At 34.6% G+C, this 22,803-nt stretch carries 16 protein-coding genes; 10 read left to right on the top strand and 6 right to left on the bottom strand.

Annotated features, from left to right (window positions below; all coding sequences use genetic code 11):
• Nucleotide 1 precedes the first annotated feature (1 nt).
• A complete protein-coding gene (locus WH188_RS23560; RefSeq protein ID WP_021190427.1) occupies nt 2-415 on the bottom strand; it encodes a Na+/H+ antiporter subunit B in 414 nt (137 codons plus the stop codon).
• A 1-nt stretch (nt 416) separates the two neighbouring features.
• The gene (mbhE, locus tag WH188_RS23555) at nt 417-2,726 is read right to left on the bottom strand and encodes a hydrogen gas-evolving membrane-bound hydrogenase subunit E (RefSeq protein WP_132769144.1); all 2,310 of its coding nucleotides are present in this window, start codon (nt 2,724-2,726) and stop codon (nt 417-419) included.
• Between the two features lie 211 nt (nt 2,727-2,937).
• Between mbhE and WH188_RS23550 the strand changes: the two genes are divergently transcribed.
• From WH188_RS23550 to WH188_RS23515, 8 genes are all read left to right on the top strand, one after another.
• On the top strand, nt 2,938-3,474 hold the full coding sequence (locus WH188_RS23550) for an RNA polymerase sigma factor (protein WP_021190428.1): 537 nt from the start codon (nt 2,938-2,940) through the stop codon (nt 3,472-3,474).
• Nucleotides 3,475-3,714: 240 nt separating this feature from the next.
• On the top strand, nt 3,715-4,875 hold the full coding sequence (locus tag WH188_RS23545; protein WP_339424692.1) for a FecR family protein: 1,161 nt from the start codon (nt 3,715-3,717) through the stop codon (nt 4,873-4,875).
• Nucleotides 4,876-5,003: 128 nt separating this feature from the next.
• Entirely contained in the window at nt 5,004-8,708 is a 3,705-nt protein-coding gene (locus tag WH188_RS23540) for a SusC/RagA family TonB-linked outer membrane protein (protein ID WP_132769140.1), read from the top strand.
• Nucleotides 8,709-8,719: 11 nt separating this feature from the next.
• Nucleotides 8,720-10,192: a RagB/SusD family nutrient uptake outer membrane protein gene (locus WH188_RS23535; RefSeq protein ID WP_168127580.1), complete on the top strand. Its 1,473-nt coding sequence runs from the start codon at nt 8,720-8,722 to the stop codon at nt 10,190-10,192.
• A 3-nt stretch (nt 10,193-10,195) separates the two neighbouring features.
• Nucleotides 10,196-11,566 (top strand): substrate import-associated zinc metallohydrolase lipoprotein, encoded by a 1,371-nt coding sequence (locus WH188_RS23530; RefSeq protein ID WP_168127579.1) that lies wholly within the window; start codon nt 10,196-10,198, stop codon nt 11,564-11,566.
• 3 nt (nt 11,567-11,569) lie between these two features.
• Nucleotides 11,570-12,898: a DUF4302 domain-containing protein gene (locus WH188_RS23525; RefSeq protein WP_132769134.1), complete on the top strand. Its 1,329-nt coding sequence runs from the start codon at nt 11,570-11,572 to the stop codon at nt 12,896-12,898.
• Nucleotides 12,899-13,104: 206 nt separating this feature from the next.
• On the top strand, nt 13,105-13,956 hold the full coding sequence (locus WH188_RS23520) for a hypothetical protein (protein WP_132769132.1): 852 nt from the start codon (nt 13,105-13,107) through the stop codon (nt 13,954-13,956).
• Between the two features lie 165 nt (nt 13,957-14,121).
• On the top strand, nt 14,122-14,721 hold the full coding sequence (locus WH188_RS23515) for a helix-turn-helix domain-containing protein (protein WP_165905857.1): 600 nt from the start codon (nt 14,122-14,124) through the stop codon (nt 14,719-14,721).
• 783 nt (nt 14,722-15,504) lie between these two features.
• On the opposite strand, the gene acs is transcribed toward WH188_RS23515, so the two are convergent.
• The gene (acs, locus tag WH188_RS23510) at nt 15,505-17,421 is read right to left on the bottom strand and encodes an acetate--CoA ligase (RefSeq protein ID WP_132769128.1); all 1,917 of its coding nucleotides are present in this window, start codon (nt 17,419-17,421) and stop codon (nt 15,505-15,507) included.
• Between the two features lie 180 nt (nt 17,422-17,601).
• On the opposite strand from acs, the gene WH188_RS23505 reads away from it, so the two are divergent.
• Nucleotides 17,602-18,471 (top strand): hypothetical protein, encoded by an 870-nt coding sequence (locus tag WH188_RS23505; protein WP_168127578.1) that lies wholly within the window; start codon nt 17,602-17,604, stop codon nt 18,469-18,471.
• Between the two features lie 16 nt (nt 18,472-18,487).
• On the opposite strand, the gene WH188_RS23500 is transcribed toward WH188_RS23505, so the two are convergent.
• The 3 genes from WH188_RS23500 to rsmA form a co-directional block, all read right to left on the bottom strand.
• The gene (locus tag WH188_RS23500) at nt 18,488-19,420 is read right to left on the bottom strand and encodes an NAD(P)-dependent oxidoreductase (protein WP_132769124.1); all 933 of its coding nucleotides are present in this window, start codon (nt 19,418-19,420) and stop codon (nt 18,488-18,490) included.
• A 96-nt stretch (nt 19,421-19,516) separates the two neighbouring features.
• Complete coding sequence (locus WH188_RS23495) at nt 19,517-20,665, bottom strand: FAD-dependent monooxygenase (protein ID WP_168127577.1); 1,149 nt, start codon at nt 20,663-20,665, stop codon at nt 19,517-19,519.
• Between the two features lie 11 nt (nt 20,666-20,676).
• A complete protein-coding gene (gene rsmA, locus WH188_RS23490) occupies nt 20,677-21,453 on the bottom strand; it encodes a 16S rRNA (adenine(1518)-N(6)/adenine(1519)-N(6))-dimethyltransferase RsmA (RefSeq protein WP_132769120.1) in 777 nt (258 codons plus the stop codon).
• Between the two features lie 183 nt (nt 21,454-21,636).
• Here rsmA and pdxA point away from each other — a divergent pair, with 183 nt between their 5' ends.
• Nucleotides 21,637-22,692 carry a 4-hydroxythreonine-4-phosphate dehydrogenase PdxA gene (gene pdxA, locus WH188_RS23485; protein ID WP_132769118.1) on the top strand — a complete coding sequence of 352 codons (1,056 nt, stop codon included), beginning with the start codon at nt 21,637-21,639 and terminating at the stop codon, nt 22,690-22,692.
• The last annotated feature ends 111 nt before the right edge of the window (nt 22,693-22,803 follow it).

The following is a 22,803-nucleotide window of genomic DNA, read 5'->3' as shown; positions in this document are numbered from 1 at the left end:
GTTAATCTGAACTGAGTGAAATGGTGAATAAAATGGTTAAAACAACTCCGATGACCACGAGGTAAATACCAAGATCGAAGAGTAGTGCTGTACCAATCATACCAATAACTGGGATCGGATGTTCCAGCCATAATCCAGTCATTACAGGCAGTCCGAAAAGTGCTGGCATAAACATACTGAATGCAGATATTCCTAATCCGATAGGAAGTAAGGATAGGGGTTTATAACGTAATATCTTCATTGTTTCTTCAGTACCATGAGCGAAACTGTGTAAGACAAAAGCAATGGATGCAACCAAACCTCCGACAAAACCACCGCCTGGGTAGTAATGTCCTCTTAATAATAGAAAAAAGGAAAATAAAAGAAGTATAGGCAACAAATATTTTGAAGCTGTTTGTAAAATAGTACTTTTCATATTATTCTTTCTCCGATGATTTTAAACGTAATTTTAATAAGCTGTACACACCTAATGCAGCGATCGATAATACAACAACTTCAAACATGGTATCAAACCCCCTGAAGTCAACAAGCAGTACATTTACGACATTTCTACCTTTCGCTAATAGATATGCATTTTTACCATAGAAGTCACTTATCGCAATATTCGTAGGAACATGTAGTACGCGAATGGCCACCAAAGCTAAGATTATCCCAAATATGATGGCAACCACCGCATCCCTTATCAGTACTCTTTTATTGGCAAGATTTAGAAATGGAGGTAATTTAAAGAGAACAAGAACAAATAGAACTACTGTTAGCGTGTCTATTGTAAATTGTGTCATAGCCAAATCCGGAGCACTGTAGAATACGAAAAGTAAACAGATACCGTATCCAATGACACTAGTTGAAACTACAGCGGTTAGCCTTGAAGAAGTGCTCAAGGTGAGAGCGACAGCTCCAAATACGATCAGAATAGTAACCACTTCGTATACGCTTACTGCTGATAGTAGTTCCCAGTTGATATGTAGTGGGCCACCAAGGTAAAGTTGATAAGCTAAAAGAACCTCTGCAAATATGATGATCTTCAATAGGTAAGAGCGAAGATATCCGTTATGGAAATAATGCGAATAACTTGTCGAGAAATTGTAAATGGTCCGATAACATTTTTGAAAAATGGTAATCGGCGCTATGAAATTTAATTGTTCAATCCATTTTAATTTATGTTCACTTGGCTTATTGATAAAATAGATAACTGTGCCCAGTACTATAGTTATGGCACTTAATAGCAAAATAGTATTAAATCCATGCCATATTTTAAGTTGAAAATCACTTTTAACGGACATGATACTATTTACGGTGGGTTGTGCGATCAGATCGCCAATAAAAGTTGGGAAACAACCAAAAACGACTCCTAAGAGTGCAAGTATAAACGGAGGTATCCAAAGCGATTTTGCAGGAAGTTTTATTTTCTCAAAATTTTCAGGAAGTTTCCCAAAAAATGGTTTGATACCAGCCATGAAACCCGCAGATACCAATAGAATATTTGTTATTACTGCTGCAACAGTCAGGTAAATAGCTAAATGTTTTTCACTATGTAATGTCGCTTCATATATTAAATCTTTTCCAATAAATCCAAATGTTAAAGGTACTCCGGCACTGGATATAGCGGCTAAAAAACCAGCAATTGCAACAGGTAATAAAACCTTTCTCAATCCTTGCAGTACAGATAGGTCCCGAGTGTGGGTGGCGTGATCAATAATACCTGTAATTAAAAATAATGTTGCTTTATATAGTGCATGCACAACAATAAAAACAGAGGCAGCGATGATGGCATCTTGGGTGCCAAGACCTAACAAAAAAACTAAAATACCTAATGCCGATATGGTTGAATAAGCGAGTACGCCCTTCATATCAGTTCTAAAAAGAGAATGAAAAGCTCCATATAGCATTGTGATTCCACCAATAATCATGAGGCTATACGTCCACGCTGTATTATTGCCTAAAATGGGATAAAAACGTGCAAGTAGGTAGATACCAGCTTTTACCATAGTTGCTGAGTGCAGGTAAGCAGATACTGGGGTAGGCGCTTTCATAGCACCAGGTAACCAAAAATGAAATGGAAATTGTGCAGATTTGGTCATAGCACCTAAGATGATAAGACCTAATATATAAGGAAATAGCTGATGTTCCTGAATTAGTTGAGCCTTACTTACGAGCTCGGAGATGGAATAGGTATTGGCAATATTACCGATTAGAACAAGACCTGCCAATAAAAAGAAGCCTCCTAGTCCAGTTACGCTTAATGCTGTCAGGGCACTTTTTCTAGATTCTATTTTTTCATTATTAAAACCAATCAAGAAAAACGAGCTGATGCTGGTCAGTTCCCAGAAGGTAAATAATAGAAAGATGTTGTCAGACAGTACAAGGCCGAGCATGGCCGACATGAACATACATAAGTATCCGAAAAAGCGATCAACATACGGATCATCTTTTAAATATGATTTAGCATAAAAAAATATACAGGTTCCGATTCCGGTGATTAATAAAGAAAATAGGAGTGATAATCCATCTAGTCTAAAATCAAAATTTATACCTAGTGAGGGTATCCAATCAATATGCTGCACATATGATTTATCCCAATTTATTAATGGTAGATATTGGAGATAATAAAGAAATAAAAGTAGCGGTATGAATGCGAGAATAATTCCCCATTTAGTTTTTACGAATTTGCCAAATGGAACAATAAGGCTCGATGTTATTAGTCCTATTAGAACGGTAAATAGCATTTAGTCTTTGTTTTTAATATTTGTGAAAGGCTACAATATAAGAAAAATTGACGGTTATTTCTGAATTGGAGGTGTAATTTTATGAGAAATTAATTTCGAATGACTATAGCATTTAACAAAATTTAACATTAACTTCGTTTTGAACTAACATGCTAAACCGTTTAAAAACTACCTAATTAATAATTTGTACTTGACCAAATTTATGTTTTAAATGAACAGTAACGTCCATAAACAATTATTTGAAGAACATTATAGAAGCCTATGTCATTTTGCATGGAAGCTATGTGGGGACGCTACAGAAGCTGAAGATCTGGCACAGGATGCATTCATTTCTTATTATAACCATGAAGATCATATTTCTACACATCAGGGTGCTATAAAGAATTACCTTTATACTTCTGTGAGGTATGCATTTTTAAATAGCAAGCGGAAAGAAAGGGTTGTTGAGAAGTATTGGTTAAATTCTCCATTTAATGAGTGCAGCAACGATTCTTTAGAATTAGATATTATTCATTCGGAAGTTATCGCAGAGGTTCATAAAATTATGCAAAGCATGCCTGAAGGCTGTCGTATCGTATTTAAAATGGGATACTTTGAAGGATTAAGTAATCAGGATATCTCTAAAGAGCTAAATATTAGTGTTAATACTGTGAAAACTCAAAAGCAACGTGGGTTAAAAACAATTATGAAGAAAATGAATCCTGAATTGTTGCCCCTAGCGTTGATTTTCTATAACATGTTTCGATAGATGCTTCCCGCATTCTATATAGATCAAACTCAAATTGATTTTTCTCTTACCAGTATTTTATTAGTCAAAAGCAGGTTATTTTTTTAGGTTCATATCTTTTATGAATCACTGTTATATATTTATGTTAATGGTGTTATATAATCTCTATAAGCCTGTTTCACTTTATTCTTTCAAGAAATTTACTTTTTTTAAAAATTGTTGTCACCCATTCGGGCGAGCAAAGTTTCTTTATTATATATTATGAAGAGTAAACCTTTTATTATTGCTGAAATCATCAAAAAATCTTTAGTCGGGGAACTGTCTATTGAAGAAAAAACTGTGCTTGAAAATTGGATAAATTTAACGGATGAAAACAAAAAATTGTACGCTAGTTTTAAGCAATCCCATAAAGTTGAAGAAGATTTAAAGTTTTTAAGATCAATTGATGTTGAGCAAGCTTGGAATAATTTAGAAAAAAAGCAAAATAGCACGCAAAAAGTTGAAAATAATTTTAATCTTAAAATTTGGATTCCACTTATTGCCTCATGTTTAGTCTTGTGTTTCCTCTTTTTATATCAAAATAAATCACCTAAGAATTCAAAGATAATTGCCATCCAATCTACCAAACATAAAAATGATATAAAGCCAGCTTCAAATGATGCCTTGTTAATATTGGATAATGGTGAAACTTTTGATCTCAGTAATCGTAATAACGGGCAAATAGCCAATAACATTAAGCTTAGCAATGATCAGCTGGAGTATGTAAAAGGTCATTATGGAGGTGCAGAACTCAGGTATAACACTTTAGTTGTTCCGAAAGGCGGTTATTATAAGCTCGAACTATCAGATGGTACTAAGGTCTGGATTAATGCGATGTCCAGATTGAAGTTCCCTGAGTCTTTTGGATCAGGAGAGCGTAAGGTACAATTGGATGGCGAAGCTTATTTTGAAGTATCTAAAGATGTTGATCGTCCTTTTATAGTCCAAGCGAATGGTACTGACGTTAAAGTTTTAGGTACACATTTTAATGTTGACGCTTATAGTAAAAAAGTAAGAACAACTTTGGAAGAAGGAAAAGTTGAAGTGTCCAATGCTGATCTTGCTATCATATTACAGCCAGGAGAGTTTGCAGAATTTGTTGATGGAAGACTCAATAAAGGTTATGCAGATTTGGCAAAGGACCTGGCATGGCATAATAATGAATTTTATTTTAATAAAGATAATGTTCAATCCATTGTCGATCAGTTATCTAATTGGTATGATGTAGAAGCTAAATTTGACCAAGGGGTCAATAGAAATAAAGCAATCACCGGATCAGTTGATCGCAATGTTCCACTTTCGCAGGTATTAGAGATGTTAGAATATGTAAGTGATTTGCGGTTTAAGATAGATGGAGATCAATTAATTATTAAAAATAAATAACACGATATGGAGAATAAATACTAAACCTAATTATTAAACAAAAAATACAGAGATGTTGCAGCATCCCTGTATCTATTCTTAATTAAGAAGCTAACCGAAAAATTAACTCATTAACCAAATGTAAATGTATGAATAACTTACCATTTGGCAAAAAACGACCTTGGGATTCTCAAGACTCGTTATTTTGCAAACCTTTACGTATTATGAAAATTAGTACCTTTTTAATGTTTGCTTTCGTTACTGGTGTCCAGGCTGAAGGGATTGCGCAAAAGGTCAACCTTAAACTCAAAAATGTTAGGGTCGAAGATGCGTTATCAGCTATTGGCAAACAGACAAAGCATCGTTTCCTTTACAGTGACGATGTCACTAGAGGTGCGAAGAGAATAAGTCTAAATTTAAAAGACGCAAGTCTTGAAGATGCACTTGAAGAAGTTTTAAGTGATAATAACTATACCTATAAAGTCATTGCCAATACGATTACTATCAATAATATTGAAAAAAGTAGTAATAAAACCTCAGAGGTTGTATTGCAAAATACCGTTAGTGGAACAGTCAAAGATAAGGAAGGGCGACCTTTGACAGGAGCGAGTATAACTGTTAAAGGAACAAGCGTTTCAACACAAACAGATAATAGTGGTAATTTTAAAATAAATGCTCCTGCCAATGCTACCTTAATTATTCGATATGTAGGTTTTACTCAAATTGAAACGGCTATTAATGAAAGAAATGTTATTTCAATAACATTGAATCGTACAGAACAACAATTGGACATTGTTAATGTAGTAGCAACAGGTTATCAAAATTTGGATCGCAAGCTGTTTACAGGGGCATCATCAAAAATTGATGCTAAAGAGGCAGAGCGCGCAGGAGTGCCAGATATATCGAGAATGTTAGAAGGACAGGTTGCTGGTGTTTCAGTACAAAATGTATCCGGAACATTTGGGGCTGCACCTAAGATTCGTGTCCGTGGAGCAACTTCTCTTACGGGAGATAATAAACCCCTTTGGGTTATTGATGGTGTTATCTTGGACGAAGCTGTTAATATTTCGAATGAAGCACTTTCAACAGGTGATGCCAACACATTATTAGGATCTTCCGTAGCCGGTTTAAATCCAGATGATATTGAATCTATTACAGTTTTAAAAGATGCTGCCGCTACAGCAATGTATGGTGCAGCAGCGATGAATGGAGTTGTAGTAGTAAATACAAAGAGAGGGCGCAATACAGACGGTGCAGTTAATTTTAATTATTCAGGTAATTTTACAACTTACATTAAACCTAATTATAATCAATTTGATATCATGAATTCTGCAGAGCAGATGCAATTGATTATTGATATGGAGAATAAAGGGTATCTGAATCATTCACAAGTTTCAAGAGCCCCTACAGGAGGAGTATTTAATAAAATGTATAATTTAATGTATGATTATGATCCGAAAACGGATTCATATGCGTTACGTAATGACGCCCCTTCCCGCTATGAGTTTTTGCAACGTTACGCTAATACAAATACGGACTGGTTTGATGAGCTGTTTAAAAGTAATATAGCACATGACCATTCTTTGAGTATGAGTTCAGGTACAAGTAAAGCACAAACCTATGCTTCTACTAGTTTTATGAATGATCCAGGTTACACGCTTGGTAATCAAGCGAGACGTTTTACTGCTAATATTCGAAATAATTATAAAATCAGTGATAAACTAAGTACAGAGTTTATCTTTCAGGGAAATATTAGAGATCAACGGGCTCCAGGTACGCTGAACCGTAACTCTGATGCCGTGTATGGAAGCTATTCGCGTGATTTTGATATCAATCCATATTCTTATTCCTTAAATACCAGTCGGATAATTACGGCTTTTGATGAAAATGGTGATCGTGAGTTTTTTACTCGGGATTATGCACCGTTCAATATTCTAAATGAGTTAGATAATAACTATATCAAACTCAAATTAATGGATATCAAAGTTCAGGCGGGGATTACCTACAAAATTTTACCTTCCTTAACTTATTCTGCAAACGGTATGTATCGTTATTACAATTCGGAAAGGCAGCATATGATTACAGAGAATGCTAATTTATCAAAAGCATATCGGGCGAACCAAGATCAAACTGTAAACAGTGGAAATAGGTTTTTATATGCAGATCCTGATTTTCCAAATACAGATAAATATGTTATCCTTCCAAATGGTGGATTTTTCAATTTGGCAAATAATAATATGATCAGTTATTATATGCGCCATAATTTGGAATATAATCAAACCTGGAATGACCATTCTTTAAATCTATTTGGTACATACGAACTTCAGTTTGGAGATAAGCAAAGTCATGATTTTAACGGGCCAGGTATAGAATATGGTAATGGTAATTTGGTATTACCTAGTTCTCGCTATTATAAAAAATTGATAGAATCAGGCGATAAACCGTTCGCGATGAATTATACTTATGATCGTAAGATTGCTTATGCTATTCGAGGTGCATACAACTATATGAATAAGTATTCATTTAACTTTACCACACGTTATGATGGATCCAATAAAATGGGACGGACAAATGTGGCAAGGTGGTTACCTACTTGGAATCTGTCTGGAGCTTGGGATATTGATCAAGAAAACTTCTTTAATAAGGACAATGGTATTCTTTCTGGTGCGCGATTACGTGGAACCTATGGCTTAGTTGCTAACATGGGGAATGCATCCAATTCTTCAGCAGTATTCTATAATGCTACTACGTATAGACCTTTTGAGGGAGAAAAAGAAGGAAAAATCAGCCTCGATGATTTAGAAAATTCAGAATTGACATGGGAAAAGATGTACGAATTGAATATTGGTACGGATTTATCATTTTTGAACAATCGAATTGATCTAAATTTTGATTACTATAAGCGTAATATCTTTGATCTAATTGGCCCAATACGCACATCGGGTATCGGAGGGAAATTTGAGAAATTAGCCAATTATGCCGATATGAAAAGCCAAGGTATAGATATTCAATTAGGCGGTTATCCTTTCAAAAATCCAGAAGGTTTCACTTGGCGGACACAATTTACCTTAGGTTTTAATAAAACTGAAATTACAAAACTTGATGTAACACGTAATATCTGGAATCTTGTTTCTGCTGAAGGTGGCGCTATGCTTGGACGACCTCATCGCGGATTATACTCAATAGATTTTGATAAATTGGCAACAAATGGAGGATATCCCACTTATATTGGAACGGATGGAACTCCTGGTGAGACTTACTTTTGGTTGCAGGATAATGAAACAAATTTCTTAAAATATGAAGGTCCAGTTGATCCAACCGTTGCTGGAGGATATTATAACCGTCTAGAATATAAAAATTTCAATTTGTCGTTTTTGTTAAAATTTGCATTTGGAAGTAAAGTACGTTTGCAGCCAACATATTCAGCAACTTATTTGGATATGTATAATGTATCAAGAGATTTAGTTAACCGCTTTATTTTTAAAGGTGATGAGTTCCTAACAGTCATCCCTTCTACATTAGATGGATTAACTTCCGAATTTGATATTAAGAATTCCAATGGCGATCGTAACGCATCAAATTATACTTATAACGCTTACAACTATTCTAGCGAACGTGTAGCTAAGGGTGATTATATTCGTTTATCACAGATTTCCGTAGGTTATAATGTTCCAAAAGAATTAGTTTCTAAGATTAAATTTAGAACCGCTCAGTTCAATTTGGTTGGTAATAACCTTTGGTTGCTGCATTCGGACAAAAAGTTAAACGGTGTCGACCCTGAGTTTTATAGCAATGGAGGCGTAGCTCTTCCAGTTCCGAAACAAGTGACATTATCTGTAAAATTAGGATTCTAAAAGACTAAACTATGAAACTTTCAAATTTTAAATATTTAATAATCTCATCGACATTGTTATTCGGCAGTTGTAGTAAATATCTGGATCAACAACCGGATATGCGTGCAGAAATTAATACAGTCGATAAAGTTAAGAGACTCATTACTTCTGCCTATCCTTTTAATAATTATCTTGCTATGGCTGAGACTTATTCAGACAATGTGGAAGACAAAGGTGTAGGAGATTTATATCAACCGGTTCCAGCATTGTACCGTTGGCAAGATGTTAAAGATAGCGGTTCTGATACACCTACTGGTTATTGGAATAAATGTTATGAAGCTATTGCTGCAGCAAATCATGCTTTGGATGCAATTGAATCAAATAACTTTGGAGACGAGGTTTTGGCATATAAAGGAGAAGCATTAGTAGCACGTGCATATGCACATTTTATGCTTGTCAACTTTTTTGCAAAAGTATATGATCATAAAAAACCAGAAAGTAATACGTCTCCAGGAATCCCTTATGTAACAAAACCAGAAACAAAAGTTATAGAAAAGTATGATCGTGGGACAGTTCAGTCTGTTTATGAAAATATCCGGAAGGATTTAGAAGAAGGACTAGCCCTTTTAGATGCTAACCCTGCTGAGTGGACAGTACCTAAATACCATTTCACGCCCGCTGCGGCCCATGCTTTCGCTACGAGATTTTATTTGTTTACTGGCGAATGGCAGAAAGTCATTGACAATGCAAATAAGATTTTTGCAGGTGGCAATTTTGCGGGCAAGCTGATCCCTTATAATTCAACATTTAAAAAAATGACATTTGAAGAGGTGCACACGGTTTTCGCAAAAGCCGAGCAGCCCTATAATTTATTAATAAATGAAACCTATAGTGGCTATCAGAGGTGGTGGAATAATCGTTATGCTATGGGTATAAACGTATTTCAAGACATATATAATGGCAATACAGCAGCCGGTGGTAAATTTTATAATTTTGGAGTTTCTTATGGTGCCCCTCATTATACTACGTATATATGGAAAGAATATTGGTATGTCACCAATACAACTGCCAATACGGGTTTCCCCATGTTAATGGTTCCAGTTTTAATTACGGATGAAGCTTTGATGAATAGAGCAGAAGCATATTTAGAGCTCGGAAATACTGGAGCTGGTATAGCCGATATGAATTTAATGGCAAGCAACCGAATTGAGAATTACAATCCGGCAAACCATGCCGTAACTACAGAAAAATCCAAATTGTTTTTTGGTGTACAGGATGATAAGGAAGCCCTTATTCAAACGGTGTTACAATTTAAACAAGTCGGTTTTATGTCTATGGGATTAAGGTGGTTGGATATTATTCGTAAGGGAATTACGGTAAAGCACCTTGTCATAGCAAATGATGAAAGTGAGTCTTATATAGAATTGAAACCAGAGGATCCAAGACGCGTTTTCCAAATTCCGGAAGAAGCGAAACTGTCCGGTGTTGAACAAAATCCAAGGTAAATTATGAAAACGACAGTAAAAATATTTATACTAGTTAGTTTAATAACTGGCTTATACTCTTGTACAAAGGAGGAAAAACTCAATGTGAAAATTGAAAATTACGATACATTCGTACCCGGGGAAATTGATAAATGGATTACAACTAATTTAACAGATCCCTATAATATTGAGGTGGTTTACCGGTATCAGCGTAATATGCATGATATCAATAAAAATATAGCTCCAGCAGATGAAGCTAAAGTCATTCCACAAATGGACGTTGTTATTAAGGGTTTTTTGGATGTTTACAAAAAGATCGGGGGTATTCCTTTTATTAAAACTTATACACCCAAACAATTTGCCTTATTTGGATCAGGTGATTATGATGTAGATGGTTCTGTAAAAGGTGGTACCGCAGATGGAGGAAGAAGGATTACATTGTATGGCATAAATAACTTTAGTACTGAGAACGCCAATTCTGTTCTTGGGAATTTACAGGTAATCCATCATGAGTTTACCCATATCCTGAATCAAAATAGATTTATTCCTGGCGAATATGGAAGGGTAAGTGTGGGAGATTATTATTCGAATTGGACTGCACAAGAGAATACTACAGCATTGGCACGTTCTCTTGGCTTCATTACTCCCTATGCCCGTAAGTCCATAGGTGAAGATTTTGCGGAAGTGTTATCTCACTTGATAGTAGCTGGGCAATTGTATTATGATGATTTTGCGTACAATAGTGGAAAAGATGCCTATCCTAAATTTAAACAGAAGGAGTCAATTGTTCGGGACTATATGATGCAAAACTTTAATATTGATGTTACGCAATTGCAAATTGAATTTCAGCGTATAATGAGCGAAACATATAAATCAACAAGATACTCTGCTGCAACGGCACTTAATAGTAATTATCTAGGTTCATTGGATTGGGATATCCGTAACACTTGGGGTTTGGAAAATACAATTTCTATAAAACAACGAGATCTTTTTATGAATATTCTTGACGAATTAGGAGGATGGAGAACTAAGACAATGGTGTTTCAATTCGTTTCCGCAACAAAAGCAACCCTAAATATAGGATTCGGAGATGATAATAATAATTATAATGCCGCTTATGATTTTGATATTGTGAGGAATGCCGATAATAGTTATAAAATCTCGAAATCAGCTGTACAAGGAACAAGTACAATTTATGATAATGGTAATGTTCCTTGGGTTATAAGTGACACTAAACCACTACTAGATTATCTTGGTAGTACTCACTTTTCAGCCGAATGGAAGAGTGTGGATTTAACCGTTAATCCAACTGATTATTTACAATATTTTGTATTGAAAAATATCGAGGATCCGAGCGTGAAATTTATGGGGAAAGTTAATTTGAGAAAATATTAAGTTATGAAAAATATATTTTATTTAATGTTTTTGGTTTTATTAACTATTAGCTGTAGTAAACCAAAAGAGATCGATCCCATTTTTGGGGATCCCACGCAACGCATTGCGGATACATTAGCTTATGTGAAAAATACTTTGGTAGCTGCAGCGAATGGATGGAAAGCCTACACAACTACCTCTATTAGCAATGGAGGATATGGATTTTATATGAAATTTGGTGAAAATGACAGGCTGAAAATGGTTGCTGATTTGGACGAAACGAGTGCTTCTGAAATAAAAGAGTCTACCTATCGTATACGCCAAATCATGTATGCAACTTTGTCTTTCGATACATATAATTATATAACCAAGCTACAAGATCCTAATCCTGACGTGTACGGAGGTGCACCAGGTAAGGGGTTGGGTAGCGATAATGAGTATGATTATGTTAAGACTCATGGAGATACACTATTTTTTCAGGGGCGTAAATTTGTTCAGCCTCTTATATTGGTTAAAGCTACGGCTGCTGAGGAAAATGCTTTTTTAACTAAAAAGTTATTGACTAGTATTGAAGATGTAAATACTTATTTTGAAGAAGGAATTAATGTAGTTTCTTTAAATAAGGCAAATTGTGAATTTACTTTAAATATTGCTGCCAAGCAGATAAATCTTATGGCAATGATTGATGGTAAGGTAGAAAGTGTTCAAATTCCATATTTTTACAGCCTTAATAAAAACCTGATTTTACTAGGTGATGTCTCTTTTGATGGTGAAAAATTTACTAATGTTACTGAGGAAAATGGTGTTTATAAATTACATTCTGTATCTGGCAAGTCATTCACTATTAATAAGTCCGAAGAATATTTGCTACCTCCTCAATATAAACTAGGAACTGCAATTACAGATATGTACCAACCAGGTGTCTATAATTATAGTTCTTATCTTCCGCTAAAAACATGGTCTACCAGTTATTCTGTTGATTGGAATGAATATGTACGGCTTTCAAAAACAGGAGGGTATAACTTAACCGTTGGTGAATCTTTTTATAACTTCAATGATGCTAAAAAATTGATTACAATGGATGGGTATATTTATCAAGATAATACAAGGTTTATAGGTGGATATGTAATGAATTATTCAATCGACCTTGAGAATGGTACAATACGTTTCCTTTCTGTCAAAAATACTACAAATAATGGAGGAATAATGGTGCCATACATGAACCAAACATTCTTCAAAAAGATGATAAATCACGATTTTAAATTGTCATTTATAAAAGATGAAAATTTTGGTCCGGGTATTCAATTTACTAGTGTAGAAGATCCTAATTATTATTTTTCTTTTGTTTATTAATTGAAGGGTGAATTTTATAAATACGTCCACAATATAATTAATGATTGATTTTGTGGACGTATTTACATAGCAATACTATACTTAATTTAATATGTTATAGGAATTTGTTGGGTAGATTTGAAATTATAAAAAAAGTTACTGCTTTGGCTTGCTATAACTTTTTTCAATTCTCAATCCAATGTTTCTTAAATTATTACAGTGCAATAATGTTTAAAGATATCATTTGGTGTTTTAAAAGGACTATTTTTAAGAGATATTCTTTTATTTATTTTGGAATTTTTTATTTAGTCAGTTGTAACGTCTCAAATAGTAATTATTTTTCAGGCAATCTCAATGTTAGTCCACCATTTTATATCGATTTTTATCACTTAAATAGTGGAGGAAAGGTATTTTCGGATAGTCTCAATAGTAATGATTTTAACATATCTATAAAGAATCTTCCAAAAGGGATTTATCAAGCGGTGTTTTCATGGAAAAGGGACTTACTTAGACCTCAAGATATTGAACGATTTTCACGACAGCCTGAGTTAGGAGTCCCAAAATATTTTTTATCAACGACTTTTTGGTTAGACAATGAAGAGGCCAATGAATACAACTTATCGTTCGATAAAGTTTATAATCAGGACGAGTTGGAAGAGATATTATTTAATCAAGTGGCGGACGAACCTACTCACATGTGGGTAAAATCTAATGGATTAAATAATAAGCTGTATTGTCAATACCTTGATTTATTAGATGGATTTAAGCATAAAAACCGACATCAGAAAGATAGCTTGCAACAGGTAGAGAATTATTATATTGAGCATAAAATGTACGATGAAGCCAAGATAGTTAGCGCAACGTTACATGAACCTTGGCTAGATCTTGTGAAAAATGAATTGATTACTCAAGAAATTCTATTTATGAAGAAACACATATCTAGCGATGTTATTATTCAGATATATAATTTTCAAGTAAATAGTAAGCAGGATTTTGAAAGGTATATCAAAGTCTATAATTCCTTTCCATCTAACATAAAACAAGTTTTGGATAGACGATTACGACATTTTATGGAATAGAAAAGTTGAATATCAATAATTATCAAATGTTAAAATATTTATCTCCAAAGGTATTCTAATACAATAATCCCCTTTAAATGCATTTAAATGCATTTGCATGTTTTTGACATATTTTTGGCACATGTTATAATTCATTATATAAATAACATTTTACACTTTCGTCTTATGGAAAGACAAAATATTCAAGAACAGATAAAATTCATGCGAAAGCAGAGGGGACTGACACAACAGGATCTGGCAGAGGTGGCTGGTGTCTCCTTAAGGACGATACAACGAGTTGAGAAGGGAACAGAAGAAATTAGTGGATTTAGTTTAAAACAAATTAGTCAGGTATTAGAAATACCTTTAGAGCAATTAATCATGCCAAATGTAAACCAAATAAGTATAGACAAGGATCAAACGGGAAGTATTAAAGGACTTTACTTATCATCATTGCTATTATTTGTGAATCCACTCTTAGGACTTTTAGTGCCAGCAATAATTGGTTCGACTAAACAAAACAAAAGCGACTTTTATAAAAAGGAATTAAGAAAAATGATAACAGCACACGCGTTGGCTTTATTTTTTTTAAGTATTTCTATTTCATATCTTTTCCTGACAGGTCTTTTAAATATTACTATGCCCGCATTTCTGGATAAGATATTGAATGCATATGTTCTTTTTACAATCCCACTCATCTATTATGTGTTTATTATTTTGTTTACAGCAATTAATTACCTTAATATCGATAAAAAATTAAAAAATCAAGATTTGACAGTGATATAATGACCAATTAGTTTTTGGAATAATAAAGCTATAAATTGGTTGTAACAAATCTGCAGAAGTAAATTGACGCTTTGTTTATCTCAAACAGAATAGAAAGGCATGATATTTTTCCATACACTTTGTTTTTTGGTATTTTTATTATGATCATTTTTGAGGAAAAACATAGACTTCCTAAGTTTATTCTGATTATATATATTATTCAATATGTGGTATTAACAATATATTATTTAAAAATGGATGTGATGTCGTTGTACTACCACATTCCAGCTATAATTATAGGTATTTTGTTGTTTATTTGCAGATCTAAGTTAATTTTGAACGATGATGTTATTCTAACAAATTCATTTTTTTATTTTTTTAATAGAAAGTATGATTTAAAAAAAATTGACAGTTGCAAATTTGATAGCATATCTGCTTTAGGATATTTTGGTGGCTGGGGAATAAGATATAGCAAGAAGTACGGTTGGTCTTACATTTTTAGTTCAAATTATATTGTTACTTTCTGTTTTGAGAATAAGAAGAAAGTCACTTTTTCAATACAGAATATAGCTAAACTAAAAACAGCGTTAACTAATTTGGATATTTGTTTTAAATAGTTCTCACTTTTGTATGCGCAGATATCTCTTATGATTAAGGTGAGGATTTCGATTCAAAGGTCTATTTTACTTGATTTTATCAAGCTCTCATTTCTATATTATTTTTTTTCTTGAAAAATATAGATAAAAGATCTAACTAAAAAAGCCTGCGCACGCGCAGGCTTCTTTAGTTAGAAATATAATATAATTACTTATTCATTTTTTCTGCACCTTCAATGATTGCTTCAACTACAGCTGGATCTTGAAGAGTGGAAGTATCTCCCAAGTTGGATCTTTCACCCTCTGCAATTTTTCTAAGAATGCGACGCATGATTTTTCCAGAACGTGTCTTAGGAAGATCTGATACAAATTGGATGATATCAGGTTTTGCGATAGCACCAATCAATCTTGTAATCGTCTGCATGATATCTTTACGTGTACTTTCTTCATCAATATGATGATTGGCAATAACGTAAGCATAGATACCTTGTCCTTTTACGGGGTGCGGGTAACCAACAATAGCTGATTCTACAACATCAGAGTGCATATTGATTGCATTTTCTACTTCAGCAGTTCCGATGCGGTGTCCAGATACGTTTAATACATCATCCACACGACCTGTGATTTTGTAATAACCCTCAGGGTTTCTATAACAGCCATCACCTGTGAAATACATATTTTCGTAAGTTGCAAAATAGGTCTGACGGCAACGCTCATGATCTCCCCAAGTGGTACGTAACATACCTGGCCACGGGAATTTGATACATAAATTTCCGGAAACATCATTTCCTTCAATTTCTTTTCCATTCTCGTCCATAAGTGCAGGCTGAACCCCTGGTAATGGTAACATCGCATATCCTGGTATAGTTGGTGAAATACCAGCCATAGGAGCGATTAAGATACCGCCATTTTCAGTTTGCCACCAGGTATCAACAATAGGAGCTTTTCCTTTACCGACTTTATTGTTATACCAATGCCAAGCTTCCTCATTGATAGGCTCACCAACTGATCCCAGTTTACGGATACTGCTCAAATCCTTTCCATCAATAAATGAGTCTCCAAAAGCCATCAGTGAACGGATAGCTGTTGGTGCTGTATATAAAATATTGACTTTATATTTATCAACGATATCCCATAAACGGCCAGCGTCAGGATAGGTTGGTGTACCTTCAAACATTAATGAAGTAGCTCCCTGTGAAAGAGGTCCGTAAACAATGTAGGAGTGACCTGTAATCCAGCCAATATCTGCAGTACAGAAGTATACTTCACCTTGCTGATATTGAAATACGTTTGCAAAAGTATAACCAGTATAAACCATATAGCCACCAGTGGTATGGACAACACCCTTTGGTTTGCCTGTAGAACCTGAAGTATACAAGATAAATAATGTGTCTTCTGAATCCATTTCTTCTGCGGGACAAGCTGGATTTCCTTGTGTTTCTACTTTCTTAATTTCATCTTCCCACCATACATCACGACCTTTAATCATGGAGACTGGTGTACGTGTTCTTGTTAATACAATGACTTTTTCAACAGAGTCACATTGCATTAATGCATCATCAACAATGCTCTTTAATTCTAATACTTTTGGACCACGGTAGCTACCATCAGAAGTCACAACTACTTTACAGGCCGCATCATTGATACGGTCAGCGATAGATTGAGCCGAAAAACCTCCGAAGACTACGTTGTGAATAGCACCGATACGTGCACAGGCTAAAGTCGCAATAACCAATTCGGGAACCATTGGTAAATAAATACATACACGGTCTCCTTTGCGGATATTGTTATTTTTTAGAACGTTGGCAAATTGCTCAACTTTCTGTAAAAGTTGTTTGTAAGATAAAATGCGATGCGATTCATTTGGATCATTTGGCTCCCAAATAATCGCAGGTTTATCCCCTAAATTATAGATATGGCGGTCAAGGCAATTTTCTGTAATATTTAATTTTCCACCTTCGAACCATTTTACATTAGGCTCTGTAAAATTCCAATTCAGAACATTTGTCCATTTTCTTTTCCAAAAAAAGTTTTCCGCTATCTCTCCCCAGAAAGTTTCCGGACTTTCTACACTTTTTTTATAAACGTCTTGATATTCTTCAAATGATTTGATTTGTAGACTCATATTTTGGTTTTATTAAATTCAATCCCTTAAAACTTATTTGGTTGATTAAACAAGTTCATTTGGAATCAGCTAATTTAGTTTTTTTTGAGACAATTGCCAATTTATAAAATTTATAATTTGAAATTTAACTTTTTTATAACACTATTGTTATATTGCTCATGATATAATAGATTGATCTATATGGATGTATTAAAAAAAATGTACTATTTTTTAATTTTTAGCAATATATTAATTGCATTGGCGGCAGCTTCGCAGTGTGTATTGACGTACATTATACTTGATCAGGAGATTAATGGTTATATCGCATTAATTGAGGGAGCGGCTACACTTGCGCTTTACAATTTTAGCTTGATTTTATCTAAACCACAACATCCGGAGAAATCAATTTATGCCCGTACAAGGTGGGTTTTTAAATATGAACGTATTTTATGGATCAACACATTTATAGCAACAGGTATTTGCCTATGGTGTCTTTTTCATATCCACGTTTACTCTATCTTTTTCTTAGGTGTTATTGGATTGGTCAGCGTATTGTATAGTCTTCCTATTATTCCTTTAAAAGATCGATGGGGGGGATTAAGACAGATTCCGGCAATGAAAATTTTTCATATTGCATTGGTATGGGTATTAAGCAGTGTTTTTCTTCCCTATATAGAGCTTTACAGTAATGCTATGTCAGTAAACCTGCATTTATTGTATTACCTCGCTTGTTTAAAGTTCGTTTTCTTGATTATCTGTACGTTGCCATTTGACATTCGTGATATCAAGCAGGATTCTTATTATCATCTCCGAACATTGCCCAATATGCTCGGAGAGGGGAGAGCAAAGAGCCTATGTTACATCTTACTGTGCATACATAGTCTCTTGATTTTATGTGCTCCTTATTTATTGATTATAAAAGTTGGTCTTCTTGTTACGAACACAATTATTTACCTCATTTTGAGATTTCTTGTTTTCAGAACAAATGAACACTATCATTATGCTTACTTACTAGATGTAAGTCTCGTGCTCCAATTTTTAATCATTGTGTTTATTAAAAATTTTGTTTGATTTTATCTTAAAACGATTACTTGTTCAAAAAAGAGATAATCTTATCCGCAACTACATCAGATAATTTATAGTAACTTTCAAATGTCCATCCTGCAACATGAGGACTTAAAATTACATTGTCTCTACTTGTTAGATCTGAAAACCAAGATTGCTCTTTAAGACCAGGAAAATTCTCTACGGGAAGGACATCAAAAGCAGCTCCTATGATTTTTCCTTCATCCATTGCCTTTAATACAGCAGGAATTTGAACAATACCACCACGAGCTCCTAAAAGGAAAAATATGGGTTTGCGAAAATGATATAAATATTCTTCGTTGATCAATCCTTTTGTCTCTTTGGTTAGTGGAATGTGAAAACTAAGTACATCTGCATGTTTGACAACTTCTTCCATGGAGACTTCCTTTGCGAATTGATCTGAAAAGCCAGTTTTGTACTTGTCATATGCAATAACTTTTACACCAAAGCCGGAGAGTTTCTTTGCCATAGCCTGGCCATTGTGACCATAACCAATAATGGCAACAGTTCGACCTTGTAATTCATAGCCACGGTTGGCCTCACGACGCCATAAACCGGTCTTAATTTCCTGATTGGTTCTGTTAAGATGATTCATAAGAGAAAGCAACATACCGATCATATGTTCACCAACGGCATCACAGTTTCCTTCATTTGCACTTATGAGTTCAATTCCTTTTGATTGTGCATAAGCCTCATCAATATTATCCATACCAGCTCCGCAACGTGCTATAAATTGGAGATTATTTGCTAAATCTATAAAGTGCTGATCGACTTGAAATTTAGATCTTATGATTAATCCCGTATAATCAGAAATGTATTTTTCAGCATCTGCGCGATCGAACTCAGGTTTGTAATCGTAGGCAATTCCAGCTTGATCCAATTTTTGAGTAAGCACTGCATGCGCGTCATCAACGATTAATACTTTTGTTTTCATAATGATTATTTATTTACATTAAAACAAATTATAATTAAACAGCAATGAATTGATCATAAGTCAGATATGCATGCTGACTTGTTCAATTCAATATAATTACAATTTCATAAAATCAACACTTAGCAGTTTTTTAAGCTTATACTGCTTAACTTCTTCAGGTAGTATACGCATCAATGTATCTCGGATGATAATACTTATCGGATTCTCCCATTGTGCGACCTTTCCGATAGACCATGATGTTTCGGTAATATAACGTGTTCTTTTTAACCTTCTTTTTTCAAATATTTGAAAAGCAAGAACAACATCTGTCGTTTTCTTTAATTCGTCTATCAATACGGCTACATCTTCAATTGCCTGACACGCACCCTGACCCATATTGGGGGTTGTTGCATGTCCTGCATCGCCAATAAATAAGGTATTACCGAAAGCTAGATTTTTTAGAGGTTTAATATCAATGATATCATTCCAGATCAATTGCTGGTCATTTGTTTCAGCAAGGACGCTTGTAATCGGATCATGATAAGACGCAAAGTTTTGTTGCAGATCCTTGATTGTGTAACGACTGAATACTTTGTTATGAGCGGGAGAATTTATACAAGCATACCAATAAATCTTGTTTCCAACAAGAGGAGTCATGCCAAAGCGTCCTTTGTTCCCCCATGTTTCTGAACCAGTGCTGAGGTTTATATTAGCATTATCAATGGTTGCACGCCAACAGGTATAACCTGCATAGCGTGGTGCTGAACCAGGAATCAATTGTTGTCTTAATCGAGAATTAACACCGTCAGCAATAATCAGATAGTCCGTTTGATGTATGGTCCCATCTTCAAAAAAGATGTCAATTTCTCCTTCTCGGTATTCTATTTTAAGAGCTCTTTTTCCAAGATGTAAGTTTTCATATTCAATTTGTGCGAGTAGAAACTGATGTAAATCTGCACGGTGTATAGCAAAATTATCCTGTTCATACTTGTCACTAATGGTTTTGGTTTCGGGAGCTGCAAGAATCCTTCCCTGCTTATCCAGAATATTATAGTTTTCTAAATAATGTCCTAGGGGGATGACACCTGCTTTAAGTTCCAAGTATTCTAATGCCTGAATGGCATTGGCCGCTAAACCAAAACCAGCTCCAATACCTTTTAATGCCTTAGCACTTTCATAGATAGTGGCTTGTATACCAATTTTGTTAAGGCCAATGGCTGCAGTCAAACCAGCAACACCACCTCCGATAATGGTAAAGCGTTTCATGGAGCTAGATCTTAGGCATTCGCAATTTCGTTTGTTAGAACGATAAAATCATTAACCGTTAATCGCTCAGCGCGTAATTCATATAATGGATTGTCCGACATTTTATCTTTTGTAACTACCGCCGACAGCGAGTTTCTTAAGGTCTTACGTCTTTGGTTGAAACCAGATTTTACAACTCTCCAGAATAATTTCTCATCACACGCAAGTGCTGTGCGATCATTTCTCGTCATTCGAATGACACCAGAAAGTACCTTTGGTGGTGGATTAAATGCACCAGCCTTTACGGTGAATAAATATTCTACATGATAGTAAGCCTGTAAGAACACACTTAAAATACCATATTCTTTACTACCTGCCTTTGCTGTACAGCGCTCTGCAACTTCCTTTTGAAACATACCGGTCATCTGCACAACACGGTTGCGTTCATCCAATATTTTAAATAAAATCTGAGAAGAAATATTATAAGGGAAATTACCGATTACGGCCATCTTTTCGCCAAAATGTTGTGAAAAATCCAAGTTTAAAAAGTCACCATGAATCAGACGGTGTTCCAACTGAGGATATTTATCTGCTAAAAATTCAATAGATTCATCATCCACATCGATCATCCATGTTTCGTAAGCATCATTTTGTAGAAGAAAATCGGAAAGAACACCCATTCCAGGACCGACCTCAAGCACCTGCGTGAATCCTAATTTTGGATCCAAAGCATCAACTATTTTTTTTGCCGCATTTTTATCATTCAAAAAATGTTGTCCTAAATGTTTCTTGGCTCTTACTGTACTCATATATGCTCGAATTTGGTACAAATATAGTTAACTTGTGGAGGATAATAAACAGGTAAGGTAAATGAGTGGCAATTTATCATCTGTTTCTCTTGAAGGTGGTTTATATGAATTGGAAATTAAAGTGATGCTTGACTATTTCATATAATTTTAATTACTTTTGAGTCAATAATTTCATTTTTTACTATGGCTGACAAATTAAAAATAGGTATTACAGTAGGCGATATCAATGGTATCGGATTGGAAGTAATTATAAAATCATTATTGGACAATCGTGTTTTAGAATTTTTCACTCCGATTGTTTACGGTAATACAAAAGTTGCGTCATTTCATAGAAAAGCATTAGGTGTCAGTGATTTTAGTTTTAATGTCATCAATGATCCTGAGCAGGCAAATCCTAAACGGGCTAACATGATTAATTGCTGGCAGGAGGATGTCAAGATAACTTTAGGCGAAGAAAATGAGATCGGTGGTAAATATGCTTTTATTTCATTAGAAAAAGCGGTTGAAGATCTAAATGCAGGAAAGATTGATGCTTTGGTCACTGCCCCTATTAATAAACATAATATCCAGCAGGAAGGATTTCATTTTCCAGGACATACGGAGTATTTGCAAGAAAAAACAAATGCGGATGATGTATTGATGTTTATGATCTGTGATGAGTTGCGGGTGGGTGTTGTTACAGGCCATATACCTGTAAAAGATGTTTCCGATCATATTACAGAAGCAGCAATTTTAAATAAATTGGAGCTAATGAATGAGAGTCTTAAAAAGGACTTCTGGATTCAGAAACCTAAAATTGCTGTACTCGGATTAAATCCACATGCAGGAGATAATGGTGTTATTGGTGTTGAAGATGATATGATTATCCGACCAACGATAGAAAAAGCAAAAGAAAAAGGAATATTGTGTTTTGGACCCTATCCTGCAGATGGTTTTTTTGCTAATCATGCTTACGAAAAATTTGATGCGGTATTAGCTATGTACCATGATCAAGGATTGATTCCTTTTAAACATATTGCAAATCGTAATGGTGTAAATTTTACTGCAGGTTTGCCGATTGTTCGTACTTCTCCAGATCATGGAACGGGTTATGATATTGCTGGACAAAATGTTGCTGCTCATGAGTCTTTCATGGAAGCTATATTTCAGGCAGTTCACATTGTAAAGCGTCGTCGTGAACAGGCAGAGCTATCTCAAAATCCACTAGCTTTCCGCAAGCTTTCTCGCGATCGCGATTAAATATAAAGACGTAATATTATTAGTCTTGTGCGCTTATATCGCAAGACTAATATCTATTTTATAATAAATTCCTTACTTTTGCATCCTAGTGTTTTTTTAAGGACCTAGATT

The organism is Sphingobacterium sp. MYb388, from assembly GCF_037479535.1.
Taxonomy (GTDB): Bacteria; Bacteroidota; Bacteroidia; order Sphingobacteriales; family Sphingobacteriaceae; genus Sphingobacterium; species Sphingobacterium anhuiense.
Note: the sequence above shows the minus strand (reverse complement) of the source record. Positions and strands in the feature narration are given on the sequence as shown.

Coding starts and splice junctions, on each gene's coding strand:
- WH188_RS23560 (WP_021190427.1), bottom strand. CDS start 415: ATGAAAAGTACTATTTTACAAACAGCTTCAAAATATTTGTTGCCTATA.
- mbhE (WP_132769144.1), bottom strand. CDS start 2,726: ATGCTATTTACCGTTCTAATAGGACTAATAACATCGAGCCTTATTGTT.
- WH188_RS23550 (WP_021190428.1), top strand. CDS start 2,938: ATGAACAGTAACGTCCATAAACAATTATTTGAAGAACATTATAGAAGC.
- WH188_RS23545 (WP_339424692.1), top strand. CDS start 3,715: ATGAAGAGTAAACCTTTTATTATTGCTGAAATCATCAAAAAATCTTTA.
- WH188_RS23540 (WP_132769140.1), top strand. CDS start 5,004: ATGAATAACTTACCATTTGGCAAAAAACGACCTTGGGATTCTCAAGAC.
- WH188_RS23535 (WP_168127580.1), top strand. CDS start 8,720: ATGAAACTTTCAAATTTTAAATATTTAATAATCTCATCGACATTGTTA.
- WH188_RS23530 (WP_168127579.1), top strand. CDS start 10,196: ATGAAAACGACAGTAAAAATATTTATACTAGTTAGTTTAATAACTGGC.
- WH188_RS23525 (WP_132769134.1), top strand. CDS start 11,570: ATGAAAAATATATTTTATTTAATGTTTTTGGTTTTATTAACTATTAGC.
- WH188_RS23520 (WP_132769132.1), top strand. CDS start 13,105: ATGTTTAAAGATATCATTTGGTGTTTTAAAAGGACTATTTTTAAGAGA.
- WH188_RS23515 (WP_165905857.1), top strand. CDS start 14,122: ATGGAAAGACAAAATATTCAAGAACAGATAAAATTCATGCGAAAGCAG.
- acs (WP_132769128.1), bottom strand. CDS start 17,421: ATGAGTCTACAAATCAAATCATTTGAAGAATATCAAGACGTTTATAAA.
- WH188_RS23505 (WP_168127578.1), top strand. CDS start 17,602: ATGGATGTATTAAAAAAAATGTACTATTTTTTAATTTTTAGCAATATA.
- WH188_RS23500 (WP_132769124.1), bottom strand. CDS start 19,420: ATGAAAACAAAAGTATTAATCGTTGATGACGCGCATGCAGTGCTTACT.
- WH188_RS23495 (WP_168127577.1), bottom strand. CDS start 20,665: ATGAAACGCTTTACCATTATCGGAGGTGGTGTTGCTGGTTTGACTGCA.
- rsmA (WP_132769120.1), bottom strand. CDS start 21,453: ATGAGTACAGTAAGAGCCAAGAAACATTTAGGACAACATTTTTTGAAT.
- pdxA (WP_132769118.1), top strand. CDS start 21,637: ATGGCTGACAAATTAAAAATAGGTATTACAGTAGGCGATATCAATGGT.